This is a genomic window from Streptomyces sp. NPDC088706 (assembly GCF_044752765.1).
In the GTDB taxonomy this organism is placed as follows: Bacteria; Actinomycetota; Actinomycetes; order Streptomycetales; family Streptomycetaceae; genus Streptomyces.
Map to the genome: position 1 here is coordinate 1 of NZ_JBIVLW010000017.1, position 22,179 is coordinate 22,179.

19 protein-coding genes and 1 pseudogene are annotated in these 22,179 nt (G+C 72.5%); 9 read left to right on the top strand and 11 right to left on the bottom strand.

The features are described from left to right. Positions 1 to 452 precede the first annotated feature (452 nt). The 5 genes from proC to ACIQAK_RS27765 all read right to left on the bottom strand — a co-directional run bounded on the left by proC (position 453) and on the right by ACIQAK_RS27765 (position 3,920). Positions 453 to 1,262, bottom strand: coding sequence for a pyrroline-5-carboxylate reductase (proC, locus tag ACIQAK_RS27745; RefSeq protein ID WP_366391841.1), 810 nt, complete (start codon positions 1,260 to 1,262; stop codon positions 453 to 455). Between the two features lie 102 nt (positions 1,263 to 1,364). Next, positions 1,365 to 2,126: an ABC transporter permease gene (locus ACIQAK_RS27750; RefSeq protein ID WP_366391840.1), complete on the bottom strand. Its 762-nt coding sequence runs from the start codon at positions 2,124 to 2,126 to the stop codon at positions 1,365 to 1,367. After that, the gene (locus tag ACIQAK_RS27755; protein ID WP_366391839.1) at positions 2,123 to 2,920 is read right to left on the bottom strand and encodes an ABC transporter ATP-binding protein; all 798 of its coding nucleotides are present in this window, start codon (positions 2,918 to 2,920) and stop codon (positions 2,123 to 2,125) included. The genes ACIQAK_RS27750 and ACIQAK_RS27755 overlap by 4 nt, the downstream gene beginning before the upstream one ends. 84 nt (positions 2,921 to 3,004) lie before the next feature. Beyond that, positions 3,005 to 3,529 (bottom strand): hypothetical protein, encoded by a 525-nt coding sequence (locus ACIQAK_RS27760; protein WP_366391838.1) that lies wholly within the window; start codon positions 3,527 to 3,529, stop codon positions 3,005 to 3,007. A gap of 58 nt (positions 3,530 to 3,587) precedes the next feature. Next, a complete protein-coding gene (locus ACIQAK_RS27765; protein WP_366391837.1) occupies positions 3,588 to 3,920 on the bottom strand; it encodes an SH3 domain-containing protein in 333 nt (110 codons plus the stop codon). Between the two features lie 134 nt (positions 3,921 to 4,054). On the opposite strand from ACIQAK_RS27765, the gene ACIQAK_RS27770 reads away from it, so the two are divergent. Then, positions 4,055 to 6,220, top strand: coding sequence for a protein kinase domain-containing protein (locus ACIQAK_RS27770; RefSeq protein ID WP_366391836.1), 2,166 nt, complete (start codon positions 4,055 to 4,057; stop codon positions 6,218 to 6,220). Positions 6,221 to 6,406: 186 nt separating this feature from the next. Here the strand turns inward: ACIQAK_RS27770 and ilvD are convergent, their stop codons facing one another. The 4 genes from ilvD to ACIQAK_RS27790 form a co-directional block, all read right to left on the bottom strand. Further along, on the bottom strand, positions 6,407 to 8,257 hold the full coding sequence (ilvD, locus tag ACIQAK_RS27775; protein ID WP_366391835.1) for a dihydroxy-acid dehydratase: 1,851 nt from the start codon (positions 8,255 to 8,257) through the stop codon (positions 6,407 to 6,409). Between the two features lie 153 nt (positions 8,258 to 8,410). Beyond that, positions 8,411 to 9,028 (bottom strand): TetR family transcriptional regulator, encoded by a 618-nt coding sequence (locus tag ACIQAK_RS27780; protein WP_366391834.1) that lies wholly within the window; start codon positions 9,026 to 9,028, stop codon positions 8,411 to 8,413. Positions 9,029 to 9,122: 94 nt separating this feature from the next. Then, positions 9,123 to 9,947: a sugar phosphate isomerase/epimerase gene (locus ACIQAK_RS27785; protein WP_366391852.1), complete on the bottom strand. Its 825-nt coding sequence runs from the start codon at positions 9,945 to 9,947 to the stop codon at positions 9,123 to 9,125. A gap of 89 nt (positions 9,948 to 10,036) precedes the next feature. Then, complete coding sequence (locus ACIQAK_RS27790; RefSeq protein WP_366391833.1) at positions 10,037 to 10,987, bottom strand: Ppx/GppA phosphatase family protein; 951 nt, start codon at positions 10,985 to 10,987, stop codon at positions 10,037 to 10,039. Positions 10,988 to 11,027: 40 nt separating this feature from the next. On the opposite strand from ACIQAK_RS27790, the gene ACIQAK_RS27795 reads away from it, so the two are divergent. Together ACIQAK_RS27795 and ACIQAK_RS27800 are read left to right on the top strand one after the other, a co-directional pair. Beyond that, positions 11,028 to 11,933: a hypothetical protein gene (locus ACIQAK_RS27795; RefSeq protein WP_366391832.1), complete on the top strand. Its 906-nt coding sequence runs from the start codon at positions 11,028 to 11,030 to the stop codon at positions 11,931 to 11,933. Positions 11,934 to 12,127: 194 nt separating this feature from the next. Further along, positions 12,128 to 12,956, top strand: a pseudogene (locus ACIQAK_RS27800) (IS5 family transposase). 29 nt (positions 12,957 to 12,985) lie between these two features. On the opposite strand, the gene ACIQAK_RS27805 reads toward ACIQAK_RS27800, so the two are convergent. Beyond that, a complete protein-coding gene (locus tag ACIQAK_RS27805; RefSeq protein WP_366391831.1) occupies positions 12,986 to 14,869 on the bottom strand; it encodes a BACON domain-containing protein in 1,884 nt (627 codons plus the stop codon). Positions 14,870 to 15,015: 146 nt separating this feature from the next. On the opposite strand from ACIQAK_RS27805, the gene radA reads away from it, so the two are divergent. Further along, the gene (radA, locus tag ACIQAK_RS27810; RefSeq protein ID WP_366391830.1) at positions 15,016 to 16,440 is read left to right on the top strand and encodes a DNA repair protein RadA; all 1,425 of its coding nucleotides are present in this window, start codon (positions 15,016 to 15,018) and stop codon (positions 16,438 to 16,440) included. Positions 16,441 to 16,522: 82 nt separating this feature from the next. After that, positions 16,523 to 17,647 carry a DNA integrity scanning diadenylate cyclase DisA gene (gene disA, locus ACIQAK_RS27815; RefSeq protein ID WP_366391829.1) on the top strand — a complete coding sequence of 375 codons (1,125 nt, stop codon included), beginning with the start codon at positions 16,523 to 16,525 and terminating at the stop codon, positions 17,645 to 17,647. A 171-nt stretch (positions 17,648 to 17,818) separates the two neighbouring features. Here the strand turns inward: disA and ACIQAK_RS27820 are convergent, their stop codons facing one another. Continuing rightward, positions 17,819 to 18,580 (bottom strand): hypothetical protein, encoded by a 762-nt coding sequence (locus tag ACIQAK_RS27820; protein ID WP_366391851.1) that lies wholly within the window; start codon positions 18,578 to 18,580, stop codon positions 17,819 to 17,821. A gap of 313 nt (positions 18,581 to 18,893) precedes the next feature. Here ACIQAK_RS27820 and ACIQAK_RS27825 point away from each other — a divergent pair, with 313 nt between their 5' ends. The 4 genes from ACIQAK_RS27825 (at position 18,894) to cseB (ending at position 22,164) form a co-directional block, all read left to right on the top strand. Continuing rightward, entirely contained in the window at positions 18,894 to 19,808 is a 915-nt protein-coding gene (locus ACIQAK_RS27825) for an A/G-specific adenine glycosylase (protein ID WP_366391828.1), read from the top strand. 146 nt (positions 19,809 to 19,954) lie between these two features. Beyond that, positions 19,955 to 20,665 (top strand): SigE family RNA polymerase sigma factor, encoded by a 711-nt coding sequence (locus tag ACIQAK_RS27830; RefSeq protein ID WP_366391827.1) that lies wholly within the window; start codon positions 19,955 to 19,957, stop codon positions 20,663 to 20,665. Between the two features lie 107 nt (positions 20,666 to 20,772). Further along, positions 20,773 to 21,426, top strand: coding sequence for a hypothetical protein (locus ACIQAK_RS27835; RefSeq protein WP_366391826.1), 654 nt, complete (start codon positions 20,773 to 20,775; stop codon positions 21,424 to 21,426). An 18-nt stretch (positions 21,427 to 21,444) separates the two neighbouring features. Then, on the top strand, positions 21,445 to 22,164 hold the full coding sequence (gene cseB / locus ACIQAK_RS27840; protein WP_366391825.1) for a two-component system response regulator CseB: 720 nt from the start codon (positions 21,445 to 21,447) through the stop codon (positions 22,162 to 22,164). The last annotated feature ends 15 nt before the right edge of the window (positions 22,165 to 22,179 follow it).

Sequence of the window (22,179 nt, forward strand, 5' to 3'; positions counted from 1 at the left end):
TCCGGGCGCTTCCCTTCGTTCTTGCGTTTCCGACTCTATCAGACTCTTTCCTGTCCGATTCCCGGTCGAAGCGGGTCAAGCGGTCCTGCTGTTTTCCGCTTTCCAGGTTCTTCGCTTTCGCGTTTTCCCTTTCCGGCGAGTCCGACTCTATCAGATCCTTTCGGGCCTGATTCCCAGTCAGCGGGGCTTGTCCTCCCGGCCGTTGGGCCGTTCCGACGAGTGAGACATTAGCGGATTCCTGGCCCCCGACGCTAATCGGGGTGCGTCCCTTCGAACGCGGATTCCTCATTTCGCGAATGCGCACGAAAAAGCAGACGACACGGAGTCGCTGCTGGTCGTGGTCACTGCGGAATGGCTGTCCGGGGACCGACCGGGGTCGGCGCTCACGTCGGACAACTCGGAGCACATTACGGTTCCGGCCGGGGCGTGTCAACCCCCGGCCGGGACGGGGGTCAGCCGTTGCCGGAGGCCAGTTCGCGGCTGCGGTCGCGCGCTGCTTCGAGGGCCGCGATGAGGGCGGCTCGTACGCCGTGGTTCTCCAGTTCGCGGATGGCGCTGATCGTGGTGCCGGCGGGGCTGGTGACGGCCTCGCGGAGCTTGACCGGGTGTTCGCCGCTGTCCCGGAGCATCACCGCCGCGCCGATGGCGGCCTGGACGATGAGGTCGTGGGCCTGGGCTCGCGGCAGGCCGAGCAGGATGCCGGCGTCGGTCATCGCCTCGACCAGGAAGTAGAAGTAGGCGGGGCCGGAGCCGGAGAGGGCGGTGGCGGCGTCCTGCTGGGACTCCGGGACGCGCAGGGTCTTGCCGACGCCGCCGAAGATCTCCTCGGTGGTGGTGAGGTGCGCGCCGGTGGCGTGGCTGCCGGCCGAGATGACGGACATGCCCTCGTCCACCAGGACCGGGGTGTTGGGCATGACCCTGACTACCGGGGTGCCCTGTGTGAGCCGCTCCTCGATGAACGTGGTCGTGATGCCGGCGGCCGCGCTGATGACCAGGCGGTCGGCGGTGACGTGCGGGGCCAGTTCGTCGAGGAGCTTGCCCATGTCCTGCGGCTTCACTGCCAGGATGAGGATGTCCGCCGCCTTCGCCGCCTCGGCGTTGCCGATCGACTCGACTCCGTACCGCGTGTGCAGTTCCTCGGCCCGTTCGCTGCGGCGTGTGGTCACCAGGAGGTCGGCCGGTCGCCAGCCTGCCCGGATCATGCCGCTGAGGAGGGCCTCGCCGATCTTGCCGGTGCCGAGGACTGCGACTGTCTGGGTCATGTGTTCACCCTCCGGGCGGTGCTGGGGTCGGGATGCGTCGGATGCGTAGCCGTCGTCTTGCCGTCATCCTCGCACCGGGGTCCCGGAGCGTGCGGTGGCGTCTCACTGCGTGCGGCGGCGGAGCGTGATCGCGCCCAGGCAGAGGACCAGGAGCGCGCTGCCCGCGACGACCGCGATGTCCCGGAGGAAGGCGCCGGTGAGGTCGGCGTGGTGGAGGACCTGGTTCATGCCGTCGACGGCGTACGACATCGGCAGGACGTTCGAAATCGCCTCCAGGACCGGGTGCATCCGGTCGCGTGGGATGAACAGGCCGCAGAGCAGCAGCTGCGGGAAGATCACCGCCGGCATGAACTGGACCGCCTGGAACTCGGAGGCGGCGAACGCCGAGACGAAGAGGCCGAGCGCCGTGCCGAGCAGGGCGTCGAGCAGCGCGACCAGGAGCAGCAGCCACGGTGAGCCGGTGACGTCCAGGCCGAGCAGCCAGACCGAGACGGCCGTCGCCAGGACGGACTGGACGACCGCGACCGTCCCGAACGCGAGGGCGTACCCGGCGATCAGGTCGCCCTTGCCGAGCGGGAGGGCCAGGAGGCGTTCGAGTGTGCCGGAGGTGCGTTCGCGCAGGGTGGCGATCGAGGTCACCAGGAACATCGTGATCAGCGGGAAGATGCCGAGGAGCGAGGCGCCGATCGAGTCGAACGTCCCGGGTGCGCCGTCGAAGACGTAACGGAGCAGCGTGATCATCGCTACCGGGACGATGAGGAGGAGTGCGACCGTGCGCCGGTCGTGGCGGAGCTGGCGCAGGACCCGGGCGGCGGTGGCTGTCGTACGGGAGTAGGTGAGCGGGCTGGTGGTGGTCGCCGTCATGGCTGCGGCTCCTTCCCTTGAGTGGCTGCCGCCTCGTCGACCAGGTGGAGGAAGGCCGCCTCCACCGTCTCCGTGCCGGTGCGGGTGCGGAGTGCCTCCGGGGTGTCCTCGGCGAGGATGCGGCCCTCGCGCATGAGGAGGAGGCGGTGGCAGCGTTCGGCCTCGTCCATGACATGGGACGAGATGAGGAGCGTGGCGCCCCGGTCGGCGGCGAGGTGGTGGAAGAGGTCCCAGAGGTCGCGGCGGAGGACCGGGTCCAGGCCGACCGTCGGTTCGTCCAGGACCAGCAGGTCAGGTGTGGAGAGCAGAGCCACCGCCAGAGAGACGCGGCTGCGCTGGCCGCCGGAGAGTGCGGCGGCGAGCGCGTCGGCGTGGGTGGTGAGGTCCACCTCCTCGATGGCCCGGGTGACCGCGGCCCGGCGCGTGTCCCGGTGGGCGCGGCCGGGGTGGAGGACGGCGGCGAAGTAGTCCAGGTTCTGGCGGACGGTGAGGTCCGTGTAGACGGAGGGCGCCTGGGTGACGTAGCCGATGCGCGGGCGGAGGGCTGGGGCTCCGGCGGGGTGGCCGAGGACGGTGAGCGTGCCCGTCACCTTGGCCTGGGTGCCGGCGACCGCGCGCATCAGCGTGGTCTTGCCGCAGCCGGAGGGGCCGAGGAGGCCGGTGATGGTTCCGGGTTCGAGTCTGAAGTCGAGGTCGCGCAGGACCGTGCGGGTGCCGCGTACGACGGTGAGGCCGTGGGCTTGCACGGCTGAAGCGGGTGGCGGCCGGTTCCTTCCGGGGTCGTTATTCATCATGTGATGAATTAAAGAGCTGACGGGTCCCTTCGTCAAGAGGGTGCGGTGGGTGGAGGAGGTGTTGTCGGTGCTGTGACGGGCCGGTCAGCGGCGCTTGGGGCGCTTGCGGGCCGCCGGGTTGCCCGTGCGGGTCGAGCGGCGCTTCTCGAACTGGGCGCGGGCACTCTCGTACTCCGTACGGCGCAGCTTCTCGCCCGGGGCCTCGATGAGCGAGCGGACGAAATAGGCGAGGAGCGAGCCGATGAAGCCGATCGACTTCAGGCCGCGCAGAGCGTCCTCGCGGGCCGGGTCCTTGGGCCGGGCGCCGAAGGACTCCCAGGTCTTGCGGAACGCGACGGCGCTGCAGATCGCGAACATCACGATCACCAGCATTCCGACCAGGCTGCCGACCTCCGCGATCTGCAGGCCCTGGAAGGCGAAACGCAGGACGAAGCAGGCGGCCACGGCGGCGGCGAGCGAGCCGGCCGCGACGCCGGCGCGCCGCAGGCCGTAACCGCCGTCGTGGTCGACCCAGGTCGTCCCGAAGAAGCGGATGGGCTCGGGCTGCGGGCCCGGCGGTGTGGCCTGGGGCGTGCCGGGTGTTTGGCTGTTCTCGCTGTTCTCGCTCACGGGGTCGATTATCCCCGGGCCGCGACCGGTTCCGTGAGCGAGCGGCTCGGCGGGCCGGTCAGTCGCAGCGCGGAGCGACGTAGCCGTCGGCGCCGGTGAGGACGTAGGTGTCGGAGATGAACTGGCCGTTGGCGATGTTGTCCCAGAGGTTCGACGTGCCGTACGGGCCGGTGACCCGCTCGCCGGGCTTCTGGCAGTAGATCGGGACCTTCATCCCAAGCGGGAGCGTCCGCACGATCCGGTAGCTGGTGCCGGGGCCGGTGCGGACGTTGACCCGGTGGCCGGGGGCGATCGGGTACTTGTGGGTCGACGAGGTCGCCGTGGTGGTGGTTTCGTCCGGTGCCGTGGCGGTCTTCGCCGCCTGGTCCGTCGCCTGCTCGTCAACGCCCATGAGGGCCTCCCCCGTTGAGAAACGATGCGTACGAAGCCGTACGACGCGCAGGCTAACAAGCCCCGCGCCGCTCGCACGCACCATCGACTAGGCTCCGTGCGTCGCGTTTGCGCATCAACACACGGGGGTGGGCGATGCCGCCGCTGCCAGGGGCCGGAGCGCATCCGGAAGCGGAGTTTCCGGAATATGCGGGTACCTACCGCCTTGAGGCATGTCTCGGCTCGGGTGGCATGGGTGTCGTTCATCTGGCGCGCTCCGCCTCCGGGCTTCAGCTGGCGGTGAAGGTGGTGCACCGGCCGTACGCGGCGGACCCCGAGTTCAGGGCCCGGTTCCGGCAGGAGGTGGCGGCCGCACGGCGGGTCAGCGGAGCGTTCACCGCGCCGGTCGTGGACGCCGATCCGGAGGCCGTACGCCCGTGGATGGCGACCCTGTACGTACCCGGGCCGACCCTCGCCGAGCAGGTGAAGCGGAACGGCCCGCTGGCCCCCGCCGAGCTGCGCAGGCTGACCGCCGGACTGGCCGAGGCGCTGCGGGACATCCACCGGGCCGGTGTCATCCACCGCGACCTGAAGCCGAGCAACGTGCTGCTCTCCGACGCGGGCCCGAAGGTCATCGACTTCGGGATCTCCCGCCCGTACGACAGTGATCTGCGCACCGAGACCGGCAAGTTGATCGGCTCGCCGCCCTATATGGCGCCCGAACAGTTCCAGCGGCCCCGCGAGGTCGGGCCGGCCGCCGATGTGTTCGCGCTGGGGGCGGTGCTCGTCCACGCGGCCACCGGGCGTGGGCCGTTCGACTCGGACAGCCCGTACATCGTGGCGTACCAGGTGGTGCACGACGAGGCGGACCTCAGCGGGGTGCCGGAGGATCTCGCCGAGCTGGTCGGCCGGTGCCTGGCGAAGGACCCGGCGGACCGGCCCACGCCCAACGAGGTGATGGCGGCGCTGCGGCCGCCGTCGTACGAGGCTGCCGCGTTCATACCGGCTCAGCGGCGTACGGGGCCGGGGGCCGTGGAGGCCGGTGCCGGTGGGCGGGAAGGGGCCGAGGACGCTACGCATGTGCGCGGGGCGGCCGTGCCGGCTCGGCGGTGGCGGGTGGGGCGTGGTCGGCTGGTGATCGCGGCGGCGCTGCTTCTGGTGGTGGCGGGAGTGGGGGCCGGTGGGTTCGCGGTGTGGGGTGGCGGTGGTGGCGGCGGTGGGGCTGCGGAGGCGCCGGAGCGGAAGAGTGCGGAAGGCGTCGCCTTCTCGCCGTGGAGTACCACGTTGCGGGCCTCCGGGAGCGCGACGCCTGTCTGTGCCTCCGCCGGGGTCGGTGCGGCGCTGTACTGCGCGGTGGACGGGACCGGGACCGCGCGGATCGACCCCGCGAACGGGCGCGTGCTCTGGTCGGACCGGAACACCGCGCTCCGCGAGGCCTCGGCGCCCGTCGTCTCGGGCGGAGTCGTGCTCTCGGCCGGTCCGGACGGGAAGCTGCGCGCGTACGACCCGGTGAAGGGCGTTCCCGTACGGGAGACCGGCCTCTCCGCGAGTCCCGGCTCCTCGTTCTCCGCTGGCTCCACGCTGCTGGTCGTGGCCGACGGCGGCACGGTCACGGCGCTGGACGGCGCGAGCGGGGTGGAGCGGTGGGAGCGGGCGCCGGCGGGACACGTACGGCCCGACTTCGGGCTGTACGACGAGGCGTCCGGCCTCGCGTACGCCTTCGAGCACTCGGCGGCCGGCACCTCCACCCTGATGACCGCCGTGGACGCGGCGAGCGGCCGGACCTCGTGGCAGCGGCGGCTGGACGGGATGCTCACGCCGGTCTCGACCGCGGGGGCCGGGGAGCTCGTCCTGACGGCGATGAACGCGGACATGCAGACGGTCGGGCTGGTGCGGTACGCGCCTGGGAAGCGCTCGGCCGTACGGATCGCGCTGCCGTTCCGGCTGGACGAGCCGCAGGTGGTGATGGGCGGCGACGCCGCGTACCTGCTGGGGCGGGGCGGGTCGCTGCTGGCCGTGGACACCGGAGCGGGGAGCGGGAAGGCGGAGCTGTGGCGGCTGGAGACCGGGGTGGGGAGGGGGTCCGCGCCGGTGCTCGGGGAGGGCGGGCACCTGTACTTCTCCGCCGCGGACGGGCGGCTGCTGGCCGTCGACACGGGGCGGGGGGCGCTGGTGGGGCAGACCCGGGCGCGGCTGAGCGGGGGGAAGCTGACGTACGCGTCCGACCTGCCGGCGCCGGTGGCGGCGGGGCGGGTGGTCGTGGGGACGGCGCCGGACGGGTCGGTGTTCGCTGTGGACGGGCTGGAGCCGGGGGGTTGGTGAGGGGGCGCCCTTGGCGCCGATGGCTCGGGTGGGGGGCGGGTGCGGGTCCACCCGGGGCTCTGCCCCGTGCCCCGCTCCTCAAGCGCCGGAGGGGCTGGACAGGCGGGGCCCGCTCCTCAAGCGCCGGAGGGGCTGACGTACGGGCGCCGGAGGGAGGGGGAGCCGAGTGCGGCTCCCCCGACAGGGTCAGCCCAGCTTGGAGACGTCCCTGACCGCGCCGCGGTCCGCGCTCGTCGCCATCGCCGCGTACGCGCGCAGGGCGGCGGAGACCTTGCGCTCGCGGGCCTTGGGCGCGTACACACCATTCAGCGCCTCGCGGCGGACGGTCAGTTCGGCGTCGTCGACCAGCAGCTCGATGGAGCGGTTCGGGATGTCGATCCGGATGCGGTCGCCGTCCTCGACGAGGGCGATCGTGCCGCCGGAGGCCGCCTCGGGTGAGGCGTGGCCGATGGACAGGCCCGACGTACCGCCGGAGAAGCGGCCGTCGGTGACCAGGGCGCAGACCTTGCCCAGGCCCCGGCCCTTGAGGAAGGAGGTGGGGTAGAGCATCTCCTGCATGCCGGGGCCGCCGCGCGGGCCCTCGTAGCGGATGACGACGACGTCGCCTGCCTTGATCTCCTTGCGGAGGATCTTGTCGACGGCCTCCTCCTGCGACTCGCAGACGACGGCCGGGCCCTCGAAGGTCCAGATCGACTCGTCGACGCCGGCCGTCTTCACGACGCAGCCGTCCACGGCGAGGTTGCCCTTGAGGACGGCGAGCCCGCCGTCCTTGGAGTAGGCGTGCTCGACATCGCGGATGCAGCCGCCCGCCGCGTCCAGGTCGAGGGTGTCCCACCGCTCGGACTGGGAGAACGCGGTCGCGGAACGGACGCAGCCGGGGGCCGCGTGCCAGAGTTCGACGGCCTCGGGGGACGGGGAGCCGCCGCGCACGTCCCAGTTCTTCAGCCACTCGGCGAGGGTGTCGGAGTGCACGGAGTGCACGTCCTCGTTGAGCAGACCGCCGCGGTGGAGCTCGCCGAGCAGGGCGGGGATGCCGCCGGCGCGGTGGACGTCCTCCATGTAGTACGTACCGCCGGGGGCGACGTTCGGGGCGACCTTGGCCAGGCACGGGACACGGCGCGAGACCTCGTTGATGTCGTCGAGGTCGTACGCCAGCTCGGCTTCCTCGGCGGCGGCCAGCAGGTGCAGGATCGTGTTGGTCGAGCCGCCCATGGCGATGTCCAGCGCCATGGCGTTGTCGAACGCGGCGCGGGTGCCGATGGCGCGGGGCAGGACCGTCTCGTCGTCCTGCTCGTAGTACCGCTGGGTGATGTCGACGACCGTGCGGCCGGCGTTCTCGTACAGCGCCTTGCGGGCGGTGTGGGTGGCGAGGACCGAGCCGTTGCCGGGGAGGGAGAGGCCGAGGGCCTCGGTCAGGCAGTTCATCGAGTTGGCGGTGAACATGCCGGAACAGCTGCCGCAGGTGGGGCAGGCGTTCTCCTCGATGCGGAGGATGTCCTCGTCGGAGATGGACTCGTCGACCGCGTCGCTGATCGCGTTGACCAGGTCGAGTTTTCGCACGGTGCCGTCGACGAGGGTGGCCTTGCCGGCCTCCATCGGACCGCCGGAGACGAAGACGGTGGGGATGTTGAGGCGCATGGCGGCCATCAGCATGCCCGGGGTGATCTTGTCGCAGTTGGAGATGCAGATCAGCGCGTCCGCGCAGTGCGCCTCGACCATGTACTCGACGGAGTCGGCGATCAGGTCGCGCGAGGGCAGGCTGTAGAGCATGCCGCCGTGGCCCATGGCGATGCCGTCGTCCACGGCGATGGTGTTGAACTCGCGCGGAACCGCGCCCGCCGCCAGGATCGCCTCGGAGACGATCCGGCCGACCGGGGCGAGATGGGTGTGGCCGGGGACGAACTCGGTGAAGGAGTTGGCGACCGCGATGATCGGCTTGCCGATGTCCGCGCTCGCTACGCCCGACGCGCGCATAAGGGCGCGCGCGCCCGCCATGTTGCGTCCGTGGGTGACCGTGCGGGACCTCAGCTGGGGCATCGTCGCTCGCTCCTTCGGCAGGGGGACTGCCTCCGACAGTAAAGAAAGACTGCCTTCGAGCGTACGCCTCGAATCCAAGATCTGGACAGGCTGTCCGGAATGCGGGACGCGATGGTCGCTGGATGGGCACGCGCCGTGCCCGGCCCGGACGGCTCAGCTCTCCGTCAAGTATCGCTGGAGCGTCGGGGCGACCATCGTGACGATGTCCTCCGGGTCCGCCGACGCGAGCGGCTCGGCGCGGATCACGTACCGCAGCATCGCGATGCCGAGCATGTGCGAGGCGGCCAGCTCCGCGCGGAAGGTGGCGTCGGGGACGTCGAGGTCCGCGGCGATCCGCTCCAGCAGCCGCCGCAGGACGAAGCCGCGCAGCACCTTCGCCGCCGCCTCGTGGGTGAGCGCGGAGCGCAGGACCGCCAGGAGCGGGGCACGGGTGGCCGGGTTCTCCCATACGGAGAGGAAGTAGCGGGCCAGCCGCTCCCCCAGGCCCTCCGGGGGGCCGCCGAGGACGGCGGGGATGACCAGGGCCGGTTCGAAGGAGAGCTCGACGGCGGCGGCGAAGACCTCGTCCTTCGTACCGAAGTAGTGGTGGACGAGGGCCGCGTCGACCCCGGCGGCCTTGGCGACCTGGCGGATGGAGGTCTTGTCGTAGCCGCGCTCGGCGAACTCGGTACGGGCCGCCTGGAGGATGCGCGTACGGGCGTCGGGCCCGTCGGACGCGGCCTGGCGGGACGGGCGCCCCCGGCGCCGGGGGCCGGGTGCGTCCCCGGTCATGGGCGGTCCGGTGTCAGGGACGGGTGCCGGAAGTCCGGTGTCAGGGACGGGTGCCGGGAGTCCGGTGGCAGCGACAGGTGCCGGAAGTCCGGTGTCATGGGCGGCGGGGCTCGGGGGCCGGGTCGGCGGCCGAGGCGAGGTGGAGCCGGGTGAAGGCCAGGGCCTCGGCGAGGTCGGCCTCACGTTCGGCGGAGGACATCGCGCGCCGCGTGTTGACCTCGATGACGACATGGCCGTCGAACGACGTACGGGCGAGGCGCTCCAGCAGCTCCGCGCACGGCTGGTCACCCCGGCCCGGCACCAGGTGCTCGTCCTTGGCCGAACCCTTGCCGTCGGCGAGATGGACGTGGGCGAGCCGGTCCCCCATCCGTTCCACCATGGCGAGGCTGTCGGTGCGGGCGGTCGCGGTGTGCGAGAGGTCGACCGTGAAGTGCCGGTAGTCGTCGTTGGTGACGTCCCAGTCGGGGGCGTACGCGAGCATCTCGCGGTCCCGGTAGCGCCACGGGTACATGTTCTCGACGGCGAACCGGACATCCGTCTCGTCGGCCATCCGCCAGATCCCGGTCACGAAGTCCCGGGCGTAGTTGCGCTGCCACCGGAAGGGCGGGTGCACCACGACGGTGGAGGCGCCGAGCTTCTCGGCGGCCGCCCTGGCCCGCTGGAGCTTGACCCAGGGGTCGGTGGACCAGACGCGCTGGGTGATCAGGAGGCAGGGCGCGTGGACCGCGAGGATCGGGACCTGGTGGTAGTCGGAGAGCCGGCGCAGGGCCTGGATGTCCTGGCTGACGGGGTCGGTCCAGACCATGACCTCGACGCCGTCGTACCCCAGGCGCGCGGCGATCTCGAAGGCCGTTGCGGTGGACTCGGGGTAGACCGAGGCCGTTGACAGGGCGACCTTCGCATCGGGGATGCGCACCACTGGTTCTGCCACCTGGACAGGGTACGGGCAGTGGTGCGCCGCGCCGAGGGAGCCGGGCGGAAAGTGATCAGGGCCATGGGCACCGGGGGTCACCCGGGCAGCGCGGCCCGTTCCGCCGGGAGGTGGTCCAGGCGGCGCAGGATGACGCCCTCGCGCAGCGCCCAGGGGCAGATCTCCAGCTCCTCCACGCCGAACAGGTCCATCGCCCCCTCGGCCACCAGCGCCCCGGCGAGCAGCTGGGCGGCCCGGCCCTCGGAGACACCGGGCAGTCGGCCGCGCTCCTCGACCGTCATCGCGGCCAGCTTGGGCACCCACTCCTCCAGGGCACTGCGGCTGAGACAGCGCTGGACGTAGAGGCCCTCGGTGGAGCGGGCGGCGCCGGCTATCCGGGCGAGCTGTTTGAAGGTCTTGGAGGTGGCGACGACGTGGTCGGGGCGGCCGGAGCGGCTGAACTCGCCCACGGTCCGCGCGATGGTGGCCCGTACGTGCCGGCGCAGCGCCCGGACCTGCTCCGGGACCGCCGGGTCGTCCGGCAGCCAGGCGCCGGTGAGGCGGCCCGCGCCGAGCGGCAGGGAGACGGCCGTGTCCGGCTCCTCGTCGATCCCGAAGGCGATCTCCAGCGAGCCGCCCCCGATGTCCAGGACCAGCAGCTTCCCCGCCGACCAGCCGAACCAGCGGCGGGCGGCCAGGAAGGTCAGCCGGGCCTCCTCCTCGCCGCTGAGGACGGCGAGGTCGACGCCGGTCTCGACCCGTACGCGCTCCAGGACCAGGTCCGCGTTGGTCGCCTCGCGCACCGCGGAGGTGGCGAAGGCGAGCACGTCCTCGCACCCCTTGTCCTCGGCGGCCTGGACCGCCCCGGTGATCGTCGCCACGAGCCGGTCCACGCCGGGCGGACCGATCGCACCGGTCTCGTCGAGCAGTTCGGCGAGCCGGAGCTCGGCCTTGTGCGAGTGCGCGGGCAGCGGGCGGGCGCCGGGGTGGGCGTCCACCACCAGCAGATGAACCGTGTTCGACCCCACGTCGAGGACTCCGAGTCTCATACCGGAACGCTACTGCGCCGTCGCGTCTTACTCTGGGTTCGTGCCAAAGACGAAAAAGGCGAAGCCGGGCAAAGCAACGAAGAACCCGAAGAAGCAGAAGGTGAACGGGGAAACATCACAGCCGGAAGCGGACGCGTCGGATGTCCGTACGCCCGACCCGTCCGACGAGAAGGGCATCGACTTCGCGCGGGCCTGGGTGGAGTTCCCGGACCCCGGCGACGACGACCAGGTCTTCCGCTGCGATCTGACGTGGCTGACCTCCCGGTGGACGTGCATCTTCGGCAGCGGCTGCCAGGGCATCCAGGCGGGCCGCGCCGATGACGGCTGCTGCACGCTGGGCGCGCACTTCTCCGACGAGGACGACGAGAAGCGGGTCGCCGAGAACGTGGCCCGGCTCACCCCCGAGCTGTGGCAGTTCCACGACGTCGGTACGGACAGCGGCTGGGTCGGCCTCGACGAGGACGGCGAACGCCAGACGCGCCGCTGGGAGGGGTCCTGCATCTTCCAGAACCGGCCGGGCTTCCCCGCCGGCGCGGGCTGCTCGCTGCACATCCTGGCGCTGCGGGAGGGCAAGGAGCCGCTGGAGACCAAGCCGGACGTCTGCTGGCAGCTCCCGGTGCGGCGTACCTACGACTGGATCGACCGGCCCGACGACACCCGGGTGCTCCAGGTGACGATCGGTGAGTACGACCGCCGGGGCTGGGGTCCGGGCGGCCATGACCTGCACTGGTGGTGCACGTCGGCCACGTCCGCGCACGGGGCCGGGGACCCGGTGTATGTGACCTACCGGCCCGAGCTGATCGAGCTGATGGGCAAGGAGGCCTACGACCGGCTGGTCGAGCTGTGCGAGGAGCGGCTGGCCTCGCTGCTGCCGATGGCCCCGCACCCGGCGGATCCGCCGGTGGCACCGGTGGCACCGGTGGCGCCGGTGGCGCCGGAGAGCTGACGCCCGGCCCGGCGCCACCAGGACCCGGTCGTTCCGATCCCGTCGGTTCCGGGGCGACCGTACGCCGTTACTCCGTCGGGCCCGGCTTGCTTACTCCGTCAGGCCCGGATCACTGACCCCGTCAGGCCCGGATCACTTACAGCGACTAACACAATGAGGTGGATCGGTCCTGTTGGCCGTGTCCGCGTCAGGAGTTGGGCGTTGTCCGGACATGGGGACTTCGCCGTGGATCGTGTCGGATGACCTGTGGGAGCGGATGGAGCCGCTGCTGCCGCGCAAGGAACGTCGGTTTCGGCACCCTGGACGGAGGCCGCTGCCGGACCGGCAGGTGCTGTGCGGCATCCTCTTCGTGCTGCATACCGGCATCCAGTGGGAGTACCTGCCGAAGGAGTTGGGCTTCGGGTCGGGCATGACCTGCTGGCGGAGATTGCGGGACTGGAACGAGGCCGGCGTCTGGCAGCAGCTGCACGAAGTGCTGCTGGCCGAGCTCAACGCGGCGGCCCGCCTCGACTGGTCACGTGCCGTGGTCGACTCCAGCCACGTGCGTGCCATAAAAGGGGGAGCCTGACGGGACCGAGTCCGGTCGATCGTGGCCGAACCGGATCGAAACACCACCTGATCACCGACGGACACGGCACACCGCTCGCCGTGATCCTCACCGGCGGCAACCGCAACGACGTCACCCAGTTCATGCCGCTGATCGACGCCATCCCACCCGTCAAAGGCCGGACCGGGCACCCGCGACGCAGGCCGGACTCAGTCTTCGCCGACCGCGGGTACGACCACGACATCTACCGTGACCAGGTCCGCCAACGCCGCATCGTGCCGGCCATCGCCCGCCGCGGCACCCTCCACGGCACCGGACTGGGAACCTACCGCTGGGTCGTCGAACGCAGCTTCGCCTGGCTCCACGGCTTCAAACGCCTCCGCATCCGCTGGGAACGCCGAGCCGACATCCACGAAGCCTTCCTCAAACTCGCCTGCTGCCTCATCACCCACCGACAGATCAACTCATTGTGTTAGCCGCTGTTACTCCGTCGAGCCCGGATCGCTTACTCCGTCGGGCCCGGCTCGCTCGGGTCCGGCGAGGGGGGCGGCGGGTCCGTGGGGTCCGGGTCGGGCGGGTCGGTCGGGGTGGGATCGGTGGGTACGGGGTCCGTGGGGCCGGGGTCGGCGGGCCCGGGGCCCGGATCGGTCGGCCCGGGATCGGTCGGTCCCGGATCGGTGGGGCCGGGGCCCGGCCCCGGATCGGTCGGACCCGGGTCGGTCGGGCGCGGGTCCGTGGGGCGGGGCGATCCGGGGCCGGGGCGCGTCGGGGCCGGCTTGCCACCGGTGGGCGGGGCGGTGGCGCCGTGGCCGTCGATGAGCACCGCGGAGCCCGAGGGGTTGAGCGCGATCCGGGCGTGCCACGGACCGCGCGGGGCCGCCGCGTGGTTCACGGCGACGGTGATCGTGGTGGACCGCCCGGCGGCGAGCGTGCCCGACGTACGGCTCAGGCGCAGCCACCGCGCGTCCGTGGCGGCCGTCCAGTCGACCGGGCCCCGGGCGGAGGCGGTCAGCGTGATCGTCGTGAGCGCGCCGGAGGTCCGGGCGGTGACGGTCAGACGGCCCGCGTTCTCCCGGTCGCCTCCGGTGCTGACCACCTCGGACCTGACGTCCGGGGAGTGGACACCGCGCCGGTCGCCGGGACGGGCGTTGCCCGCCTCCTCGTAGGCGGTCGCCGGGTCGTCGCCGTGCTCGTCCGCGTCCTCGATCTCCGTGGCGGTGACCTTGGAGCCGTCGTGTCCCTCGCCGGTGAGCGGGGCGCCCCGATAGGCGGCCCACAGGGCGATCACCGGGGCGGCGACCACGGTGGCGACCACCGTGGTCGTCACGACCCGGGCGCGCAGCCGGTCGCGGCGGGCGGCGTGGTCCTTGGGGTCCAGCGGGTAACCGCTGCGGCCGAAGCGCGGGCCGCCCGCGCGGGAGCGCCGGGCCTGGGCCAGGGCGACGTAGACGGAGGGGCGGGGGGCCTCGACGAGCGGCAGCGGGGCGGCGGGGGCGACGGCGGCTCCGGGCCAGGGGCCCGCGGCGTCGACCCGTTCGGCGGCGCGGCGGCAGCGCGGGCAGTCGTCGACGTGCCGGACCAGCTCGCGGCGGAGTGCGGCGGAGAGCAGCACCTGGTGGTCGCCGGTGAGCCGGGCGACGGTGGGGCAGCCGGCGCTCTCCACGACGGCGAGCGCGGCGCGGGTCCGCTCGACCTCGCAGGCCGCCGCGGCCAGGAGCTCCCGGGCGGCGGCCGGTTCCAGGCCGAGCACGGAGGCGACGGCGCGGGGGGTGAGCCGGTGGCGTACGGCCAGTTCGAGCGCTTCGCGCTGCTCCGGGGTGGTGCCGGCGGCCTCGGGCCAGGCGAGCGTGGCGAGCTCCCGTCTGCGGGCCTCGGCGGCCGGGGACTCGGCGGGGTCGGGGGTGGTGGCGTCCTCGGGGGTGGGGGTAGTGGCGTCCTCGGGAGTGGGGGTGGTGTCCTCCCCGGCGGCCGAGGGGCGTTCCGCGGGGCCCGCGCCGCTGGCCGGCGCCGGGGGCCTGCGGTGGGCCTGGCGGCCGTGCCTGCGCTCGGTGAGGGTGCGCAGGCACGTCCACCGGGCCAGCGCGTAGAGCCAGGATTGGCGTTCCTCCTCGGCCTCGGGGCACCGGGCGTCGTGCCGGTCCGCGATCGCCAGGACCGCACCGAGCGCCTCGGCCGCCGCGTCATGGTCGCAGAGCACGGAGAGGCAGTAGGTGAAGAGGCCGTCGAGGTGCGGCTCGTAACGTGCGGCCGGTCGCTGGGCCGAGGCGTGGGGTGCTCGTCGGTGCGCCCGGTGTGCGCCGGTGGTGTGCATGGGGGTATGCAGCCTGCTGCTCGTCACCCGGCGACCGTAGGCAAAGGAGGACGTGCCTATAGCCCCCCTTGAGTACATTTAATCCTTACGGGTGAACGTATCCCTCGAAAGGGGACGGGGATCACGGATTCCGTCCGTATTGCTTCCGTGCGCCCTCTGTGCGGAGAACGCCCCGCGCCCCCCGCGCGGGCGGCGTTGTCAGACCCCACCTATACGGTGACGCCATGGCTGCTGCCCGTACGAGATCCGCGAAGGACCGGCCGTCCTACCGCTGCACCGAATGCGGCTGGACCACCGCCAAATGGCTCGGCCGATGCCCCGAGTGCCAGGCATGGGGGACGGTCGAGGAGTTCGGCGGCGCCCCCGCCGTGCGCACCACCGCGGCCGGCCGGGTCTCCACCGCCGCCGTCCCGATCGGCCAGGTCGACAGCCGCCAGGCCACCGCGCGTTCGACGGGCGTCGGTGAGCTGGACCGGGTGCTCGGCGGCGGGCTCGTGCCGGGGGCCGTCGTGCTGCTGGCGGGCGAGCCGGGCGTCGGCAAGTCGACGCTGCTGCTGGACGTGGCGGCCAAGGCGGCGAGCGAGGACCACCGCACGCTCTATGTGACCGCCGAGGAGTCCGCGAGCCAGGTCCGGATGCGGGCCGACCGGATCAAGGCGATCAACGACCACCTCTACCTCGCGGCGGAGACCGATCTGTCGGCGGTGCTCGGGCATCTGGACGCGGTGAAGCCCTCGCTGCTCGTCCTGGACTCGGTGCAGACGGTCGCCTCGCCCGAGATCGACGGCGCGCCCGGCGGGATGGCCCAGGTCCGGGAGGTCGCCGGAGCGCTGATCCGGGCCTCCAAGGAGCGCGGGATGGCCACGCTGCTGGTCGGCCACGTCACGAAGGACGGCGCGATCGCGGGGCCCCGGCTGCTGGAGCACCTGGTCGATGTGGTGCTCTCCTTCGAGGGCGACCGCCACGCCCGGCTGCGCCTGGTGCGCGGCGTCAAGAACCGTTACGGAGCGACCGACGAGGTCGGCTGCTTCGAGCTGCACGACGAGGGCATCACCGGCCTCGCGGACCCCTCCGGCCTCTTCCTGACCCGGCGCGACGTGGCGGTGCCGGGCACCTGCCTGACGGTGACGCTGGAGGGCAAGCGGCCCCTGGTCGCCGAGGTGCAGGCGCTCACCGTCGACTCCCAGATCCCCTCCCCCCGGCGCACCACCTCCGGTCTGGAGACCTCCCGGGTCTCGATGATGCTCGCCGTGCTGGAGCAGCGCGGCCGGATCAGCGCCCTGGGCAAGCGGGACATCTACAGCGCGACGGTGGGCGGCGTGAAGCTCACCGAGCCCGCCGCCGACCTGGCGATCGCGCTCGCGCTGGCCAGTGCCGCCAGCGACACCCCGCTCCCCAAGAACCTGGTGGCCATCGGCGAGGTGGGGCTCGCGGGCGAGGTCAGAAGGGTCACCGGGGTCCAGCGGAGACTGGCCGAGGCACACCGTCTCGGCTTCACCCACGCCTTGGTACCGACCGACCCGGGAAGGGTTCCTTCGGGTATGAAGGTCACAGAAGTCGCCGACATGGGGGATGCTCTGCGGGTCCTCCCGCGCCGGTCTCGTCAGGAGGCGCCGCAGCCTCGTCAGGAAGACAACGCGCGCCGGTAGACTTTGCCCTGGTCTCGCCCGCCCGTGGACACGGCATGGGGGACGCAAGGGCACCGCAAGACCTGTCGACCGGAGGAGTGCAGTGGCAGCCAACGACCGGGCGACAGCGCCCGGAAAGTCCGGCCAAGGCACCGGCAACGAAGCCCTGATGCGCGCCTCGTTGAGCGCGGTCGCGCCCGGAATGGCCCTGCGGGACGGCCTGGAGCGCATTCTCCGTGGCAACACCGGCGGGCTGATCGTCCTGGGCATGGACAAGACCGTCGAGTCGATGTGTACCGGCGGGTTCGTGCTGGACGTGGAGTTCACCGCGACCCGACTGCGCGAGCTGTGCAAGCTCGACGGGGCTCTGATCCTCGACAAGGACATGACCAAGATCCTGCGGGCCGGGGTGCAGCTGGTCCCGGACGCCTCGATCCACACCGAGGAGACGGGGACCCGTCACCGCACGGCGGACCGGGTCTCCAAGGCCTGCGGCTTCCCCGTCGTCTCGGTCTCCCAGTCCATGCGCCTGATCGCGCTGTACGTGCACGGGGAGCGGCGGGTCCTGGAGGAGTCCTCCGCGATCCTGTCCCGGGCCAACCAGGCGCTGGCCACGCTGGAGCGGTACAAGCTGCGCCTGGACGAGGTGGCCGGCACGCTCTCCGCGCTGGAGATCGAGGACCTGGTCACCGTCCGGGACGTGACGGCGGTGGCGCAGCGGCTGGAGATGGTGCGGCGGATCGCGACCGAGATCGCGGAGTACGTGGTCGAGCTCGGCACCGACGGACGCCTCCTCTCGCTCCAGCTGGACGAGCTGATCGCGGGGGTGGAGCCGGAGCGGGAGCTGGTGGTTCGGGACTACGTTCCCGAGCCGACGGCGAAGCGGTCGCGCACGGTGGCCGAGGCGCTGACCGAGCTGGACGCGCTGAGCCACACGGAGCTGCTGGAGCTGCCGGTGGTGGCGCGGGCGCTGGGGTACAGCGGCTCGCCCGAGACGCTGGACTCGGCGGTCTCCCCGCGGGGCTTCCGGCTGCTGGCGAAGGTGCCGAGGCTGCCGGGGGCGATCATCGAGCGGCTGGTGGAGCACTTCGGGGGCCTCCAGAAGCTGCTGGCGGCGAGCGTGGACGACCTCCAGACCGTGGACGGGGTCGGGGAGGCGCGGGCGCGCAGCGTGCGGGAGGGGCTCTCGCGGTTGGCGGAGTCGTCGATCCTGGAGCGGTACGTCTGAGTTTCGGCCGGGGAGGTCGTCCTGGTGGGCGGCCTCCTTTTGTGTGCCGTCCACCGGGGCTGAAGGTCCCGTCCTCAAACGCCGGACGGGCGGGGGGGCGGCGCCGGACGGGACGGGGGTGGCGCCGCGGCGGGATGGAGGTGGCGCCGCGGCGGGTCAGGAAGAGGGCGGCTAGTCCTTCTTCAGGACGAAGGAGGCTCGGCGGACCGGGGTGGCCGGGGCCTTGGCCTCCAGGAGGTACGTGCCGGGGGCCGCCTTCGTGGCCGGCGGGGTGGCGCAGTTGGGGGTCGAGCGGACGCGGTTCCAGTCCACCGTGTGCACGATCGTCGCGCCCGCCGGGACCTTGAGGAAGAGCGGGGCCGGGGACGCCGGGCAGTCCTTCGAGGACCAGATCACGTCGTCGCTCTCGGCGCCGGCCTCGGTGACCGTGAGCACCACGTTCTTCGGTCCGAGGTCGGCCTTGCAGGTGGCCGACGAGGTGTTCCGGGCGATGAGCTCGAACTTGGGCCGGTCGTCGGGGCCGTAACTGACCTTGGTGCGCAGGGTCAACTCCAGTGTGCCCGGCTTGCACGCGGGGAGCCGGGAGCCGGCCGGGACCTGCTGACCCGCCGTGGAGCCGCCACCCGATGCCGTACCGCCCGCGCCCGAACCGGCCGTGCCCGCGCCGCCGGTTGACGTACCGTCGGATCCCGCGCCGCCGCTCGCGCCGCCGGAGCCCGCGCCCGCGTCACCGCCGGAGCCGGTCCCCCCGTCCGAGCCGTCCGAGCCGCCGGAGTCGCCCGACTCGTCGCGGCCGCCCGGCTGTTGGCTGATCGCCGGGCCGGAGCTGCCCGGGCCCGGGGTGATCGACTCCACCGGGTCGGAGCCGCCGGGCTTGCCGTCGTCCTTGGTCCCACCGGAGTTGACGGAGGTGACCGCCCAGGCCACCAGCACCGCGAGCAGCGCAACCAGAAGCCCCGCTACCGCCCTTCGGCGCCAGTAGATGCTGGAGGGAAGCGGACCGACCGGATTGCGCATAGATCCCACGGGCCAAACTGTACGAGAGTTCGGGGCCGACTCAGGCCCCACCCGCCGCTCCGGTCACAAGTTTTGCCGATCATCATCAAGTTTTGCCGATCATCATCACGGAGAGCCGGTCACAGGGGACAGAACGGGTGGCGTTCTCACCCCCCGGGGCCACCGCGCGGGCCGACACCCCCGCACCCGTCACGCCGCTCCCGCCTTCCGTGCCAGGATCGTCGGTGCGATGACTGCCATGACTTCGACTTCACCCCAGACGCCCCCCGCCGCCGCCTCCCTCCACACCCCCGTCATCGGGTGGTTCGAGCAGCACGCCCGCGATCTCCCCTGGCGCCGCCCCGAAGCGGGTGCCTGGGGGGTGATGGTCAGCGAGTTCATGCTGCAGCAGACCCCGGTGAGCCGGGTCCTGCCGGTGTACGAGCAGTGGCTCGCCCGCTGGCCCCGCCCCGCCGACCTGGCCGCCGAGGCGCCCGGTGAGGCGGTCCGCGCCTGGGGCCGGCTCGGCTACCCGCGCCGCGCGCTGCGGCTGCACGGGGCGGCGCAGGCGATAACGGAACGGCACGGCGGCGACGTACCGAGCGAGCACGGCCAGCTGCTGGCGCTGCCCGGGATCGGCGAGTACACGGCGGCGGCCGTGGCCTCGTTCGCGTACGGGCAGCGGCACGCGGTGCTCGACACGAACGTCCGCCGGGTGTTCGCCCGCGCCGCGAACGGCATCCAGTACCCGCCGAACGCGACCACCGCCGCCGAGCGCAAGCTCGCCCGGGCGCTGCTCCCGGACGAGGACGAGCGCGCGGCGCGCTGGGCGGCGGCCACGATGGAGCTGGGCGCGCTCGTGTGCACCGCGCGCAACGAGGACTGCGACCGCTGCCCGATCGCCACGCAGTGCGCGTGGCGGCTGGCCGGGAAGCCCGCGCACGAGGGGCCGCCGCGCAAGGGCCAGACGTACGCGGGGACCGACCGGCAGGTGCGCGGGCGGCTGCTCGCGGTGTTGCGCGACGCGCTGCATCCCGTACCGCAGGCCGCTCTGGACGCGGTGTGGGAGGAGCCGGTGCAGCGGGCCCGGGCGCTGGACGGGCTGGTCGCCGACGGTCTGGTCGAGCCGTTGGCGGACGGTCGGTACCGGCTGCCGCTGACCTGAGCCCCGGGCCCCTCGCCCGGCACTGTTACACAACCGATGGACAGCCGTGCGTCGGCGTACGGCTGCTCCGCACAGCCTCGTGACAACGCCTCCGTAGCGTCTGCGACAGCGGTACACGGGGATCCACGGGGACGGAGGCGGTTGTCATGGCGCAGGGCGAGGTGCTCGCATTCGAGGACTACGTACGCACACGGCAGGAGGCGCTGCTGCGCAGCGCGCGGCGTCTGGTCCCTGACCCCGTGGACGCACAGGACCTGCTGCAGACCGCCCTGGTGCGGACCTACGGCCGCTGGGACGGCATCGCCGACAAGTCCCTGGCCGACGCCTATCTGCGCCGCGTCATGATCAACACCCGTACGGAGTGGTGGCGGGCGCGCAAGCTCGACGAGGTGCCCACCGAGCAGCTGCCCGACGCCAGCGTCGACGACGGCAGCGAGCAGCGCGCGGACCGGGCCCTGCTGATGGACATCCTCGGAATCCTGGCTCCGAAGCAGCGCAGCGTCGTCGTGCTGCGACACTGGGAGCAGATGAGTACGGAGGAGACGGCCGCGGCGCTCGGCATGTCGGCCGGTACGGTCAAGAGCACGCTACACCGGGCGCTGGCGCGTCTGCGGCAGGAGCTGGAGAGCCGCGAACTGACGAGCCGCGAGGCGGTCGCCCGGGAGACCGGGAGCCACCGGGAGACCGGGAGCCACCGAAGCGCGGCGCCCGCCGTCACCGGCCGGATCCCGGCCCAGCGGACGAGGGCCGCGTCGGCCACGGCGACGGTCACCTCCGTCACGGCGGCGCGGGCCCGGACACCGGCGCGGCACGACGGGCGTCACGACGAGCGGGGGCGGGAGCGGTGCGCGGCCTGACAGCCAGCAGCGACGGCAGCGGGAACGGCGGCACGAGCGCCGGGAGGGGCACCGACGACGGGGGCACCTCCGGGAGACCTCGCCGGAGCCGAGGGTTCCGGTCGGGTATGGCGGCGAGTGGTACGGCCCTGGCCGGACTCGCCGCCTTCGGGCTGTTCTGCGTCGGCTGCGCCACCGGCGGCACCGGCACCCGTGACGAGGGTCCCGCAGGAAGTCAGCCGGTCGCCCAGGTCTCCTCCCGCCCCACCCCCTCCGGCACGACCCCGCCCACCAAGCGTGTCGACGCCGTGGCCCTCCTCAAGGGCGATCCCGCCGTGAGCGAGCGGGTCAGGGAGGGGCTGCGGCCCTGCGCCGGCCAGGCCTATCCGGTCGACACCTCCTACGGCTCGCTGACCGGCGGCCCGTCCGCCGATGTCGTGGTCAACGTGATGAGCTGCGCCGATTCGGTGGGGATGGGGACGTACGTCTACCGCGCCCGCACGGACGGCTCGTACGAGAACGTCTTCATGGAGGAGGTCCCGGCCGTCTACGGAACCATCGACCGGGGCGACCTCGTGGTGACGACCCAGGTCTACGGGTCGAAGGATCCGCTGGCCTATCCGTCCGGCTCCGAGGTGGTCACCTACCGTTGGGCCGACGAGCGCTTCACCGAGCACGACCGGGTGCACAACGACTTCAGCCGTGCCGTCGACGGCGGCGGCGCCATCGAGGCGCCCACGCAGGCGGAACCGGTGGACCCGGTCGACCCGAGCGGGAACTGAGAGCGAGACGCAACGTCCATGGCCGAGACCCACGTCCTCTTCGTCGAGGACGACGATGTCATCCGTGAGGCCACCCAGCTCGCTCTGGAGCGGGTCGGCTTCACGGTCACCGCGATGCCCGACGGGCTCTCCGGCCTGGAGGCCTTCCGGGCCGACCGGCCGGACATCGCCCTGCTCGACGTGATGGTGCCGGGGCTCGACGGGGTGAGCCTGTGCCGTCGTATCCGGGACGAGTCGACCGTGCCCGTGATCATGCTCTCCGCGCGGGCCGACTCGATCGACGTGGTGCTCGGCCTGGAGGCCGGGGCGGACGACTACGTCACCAAGCCCTTCGACGGCGCCGTCCTGGTCGCCCGCATCCGGGCGGTGCTGCGCCGCTTCGGCCACGCGGCCGGACCGGACGGCGCCCCGCAGCACGGCGGCGGTGCGGACGGGGAGGCCGGGGGGATCGGCGGGGTGCTGGCCTTCGGCGACCTGGAGGTCGACACGGACGGCATGGAGGTGCGGCGCGGCGGCGAGCAGGTGGCGCTGACGCCCACCGAGATGCGGCTGCTGCTGGAGTTCTCCTCCGCGCCCGGCACCGTGCTCTCCCGCGACAAGCTCCTGGAGCGGGTCTGGGACTACGGCTGGGGCGGCGACACCCGGGTCGTGGACGTGCACGTCCAGCGGCTGCGCACGAAGATCGGCCAGGACCGGATCGAGACGGTCCGCGGCTTCGGCTACAAGCTGCGCGGATGAGGCAGCCGGTGACAC

Bases quoted from the DNA above. Each gene is read 5' to 3' on its own strand.
- proC (WP_366391841.1), bottom strand. From the start codon at position 1,262: ATGACCCAGACAGTCGCAGTCCTCGGCACCGGCAAGATCGGCGAGGCC.
- ilvD (WP_366391835.1), bottom strand. From the start codon at position 8,257: ATGCCCCAGCTGAGGTCCCGCACGGTCACCCACGGACGCAACATGGCG.
- ACIQAK_RS27790 (WP_366391833.1), bottom strand. From the start codon at position 10,987: ATGAGACTCGGAGTCCTCGACGTGGGGTCGAACACGGTTCATCTGCTG.
- ACIQAK_RS27765 (WP_366391837.1), bottom strand. From the start codon at position 3,920: ATGGGCGTTGACGAGCAGGCGACGGACCAGGCGGCGAAGACCGCCACG.
- ACIQAK_RS27835 (WP_366391826.1), top strand. From the start codon at position 20,773: ATGGCGGCGAGTGGTACGGCCCTGGCCGGACTCGCCGCCTTCGGGCTG.
- ACIQAK_RS27755 (WP_366391839.1), bottom strand. From the start codon at position 2,920: ATGATGAATAACGACCCCGGAAGGAACCGGCCGCCACCCGCTTCAGCC.
- radA (WP_366391830.1), top strand. From the start codon at position 15,016: ATGGCTGCTGCCCGTACGAGATCCGCGAAGGACCGGCCGTCCTACCGC.
- ACIQAK_RS27750 (WP_366391840.1), bottom strand. From the start codon at position 2,126: ATGACGGCGACCACCACCAGCCCGCTCACCTACTCCCGTACGACAGCC.
- ACIQAK_RS27780 (WP_366391834.1), bottom strand. From the start codon at position 9,028: ATGACCGGGGACGCACCCGGCCCCCGGCGCCGGGGGCGCCCGTCCCGC.
- ACIQAK_RS27770 (WP_366391836.1), top strand. From the start codon at position 4,055: ATGCCGCCGCTGCCAGGGGCCGGAGCGCATCCGGAAGCGGAGTTTCCG.
- ACIQAK_RS27830 (WP_366391827.1), top strand. From the start codon at position 19,955: ATGGCGCAGGGCGAGGTGCTCGCATTCGAGGACTACGTACGCACACGG.
- cseB (WP_366391825.1), top strand. From the start codon at position 21,445: ATGGCCGAGACCCACGTCCTCTTCGTCGAGGACGACGATGTCATCCGT.
- ACIQAK_RS27805 (WP_366391831.1), bottom strand. From the start codon at position 14,869: ATGTACTCAAGGGGGGCTATAGGCACGTCCTCCTTTGCCTACGGTCGC.
- ACIQAK_RS27825 (WP_366391828.1), top strand. From the start codon at position 18,894: ATGACTGCCATGACTTCGACTTCACCCCAGACGCCCCCCGCCGCCGCC.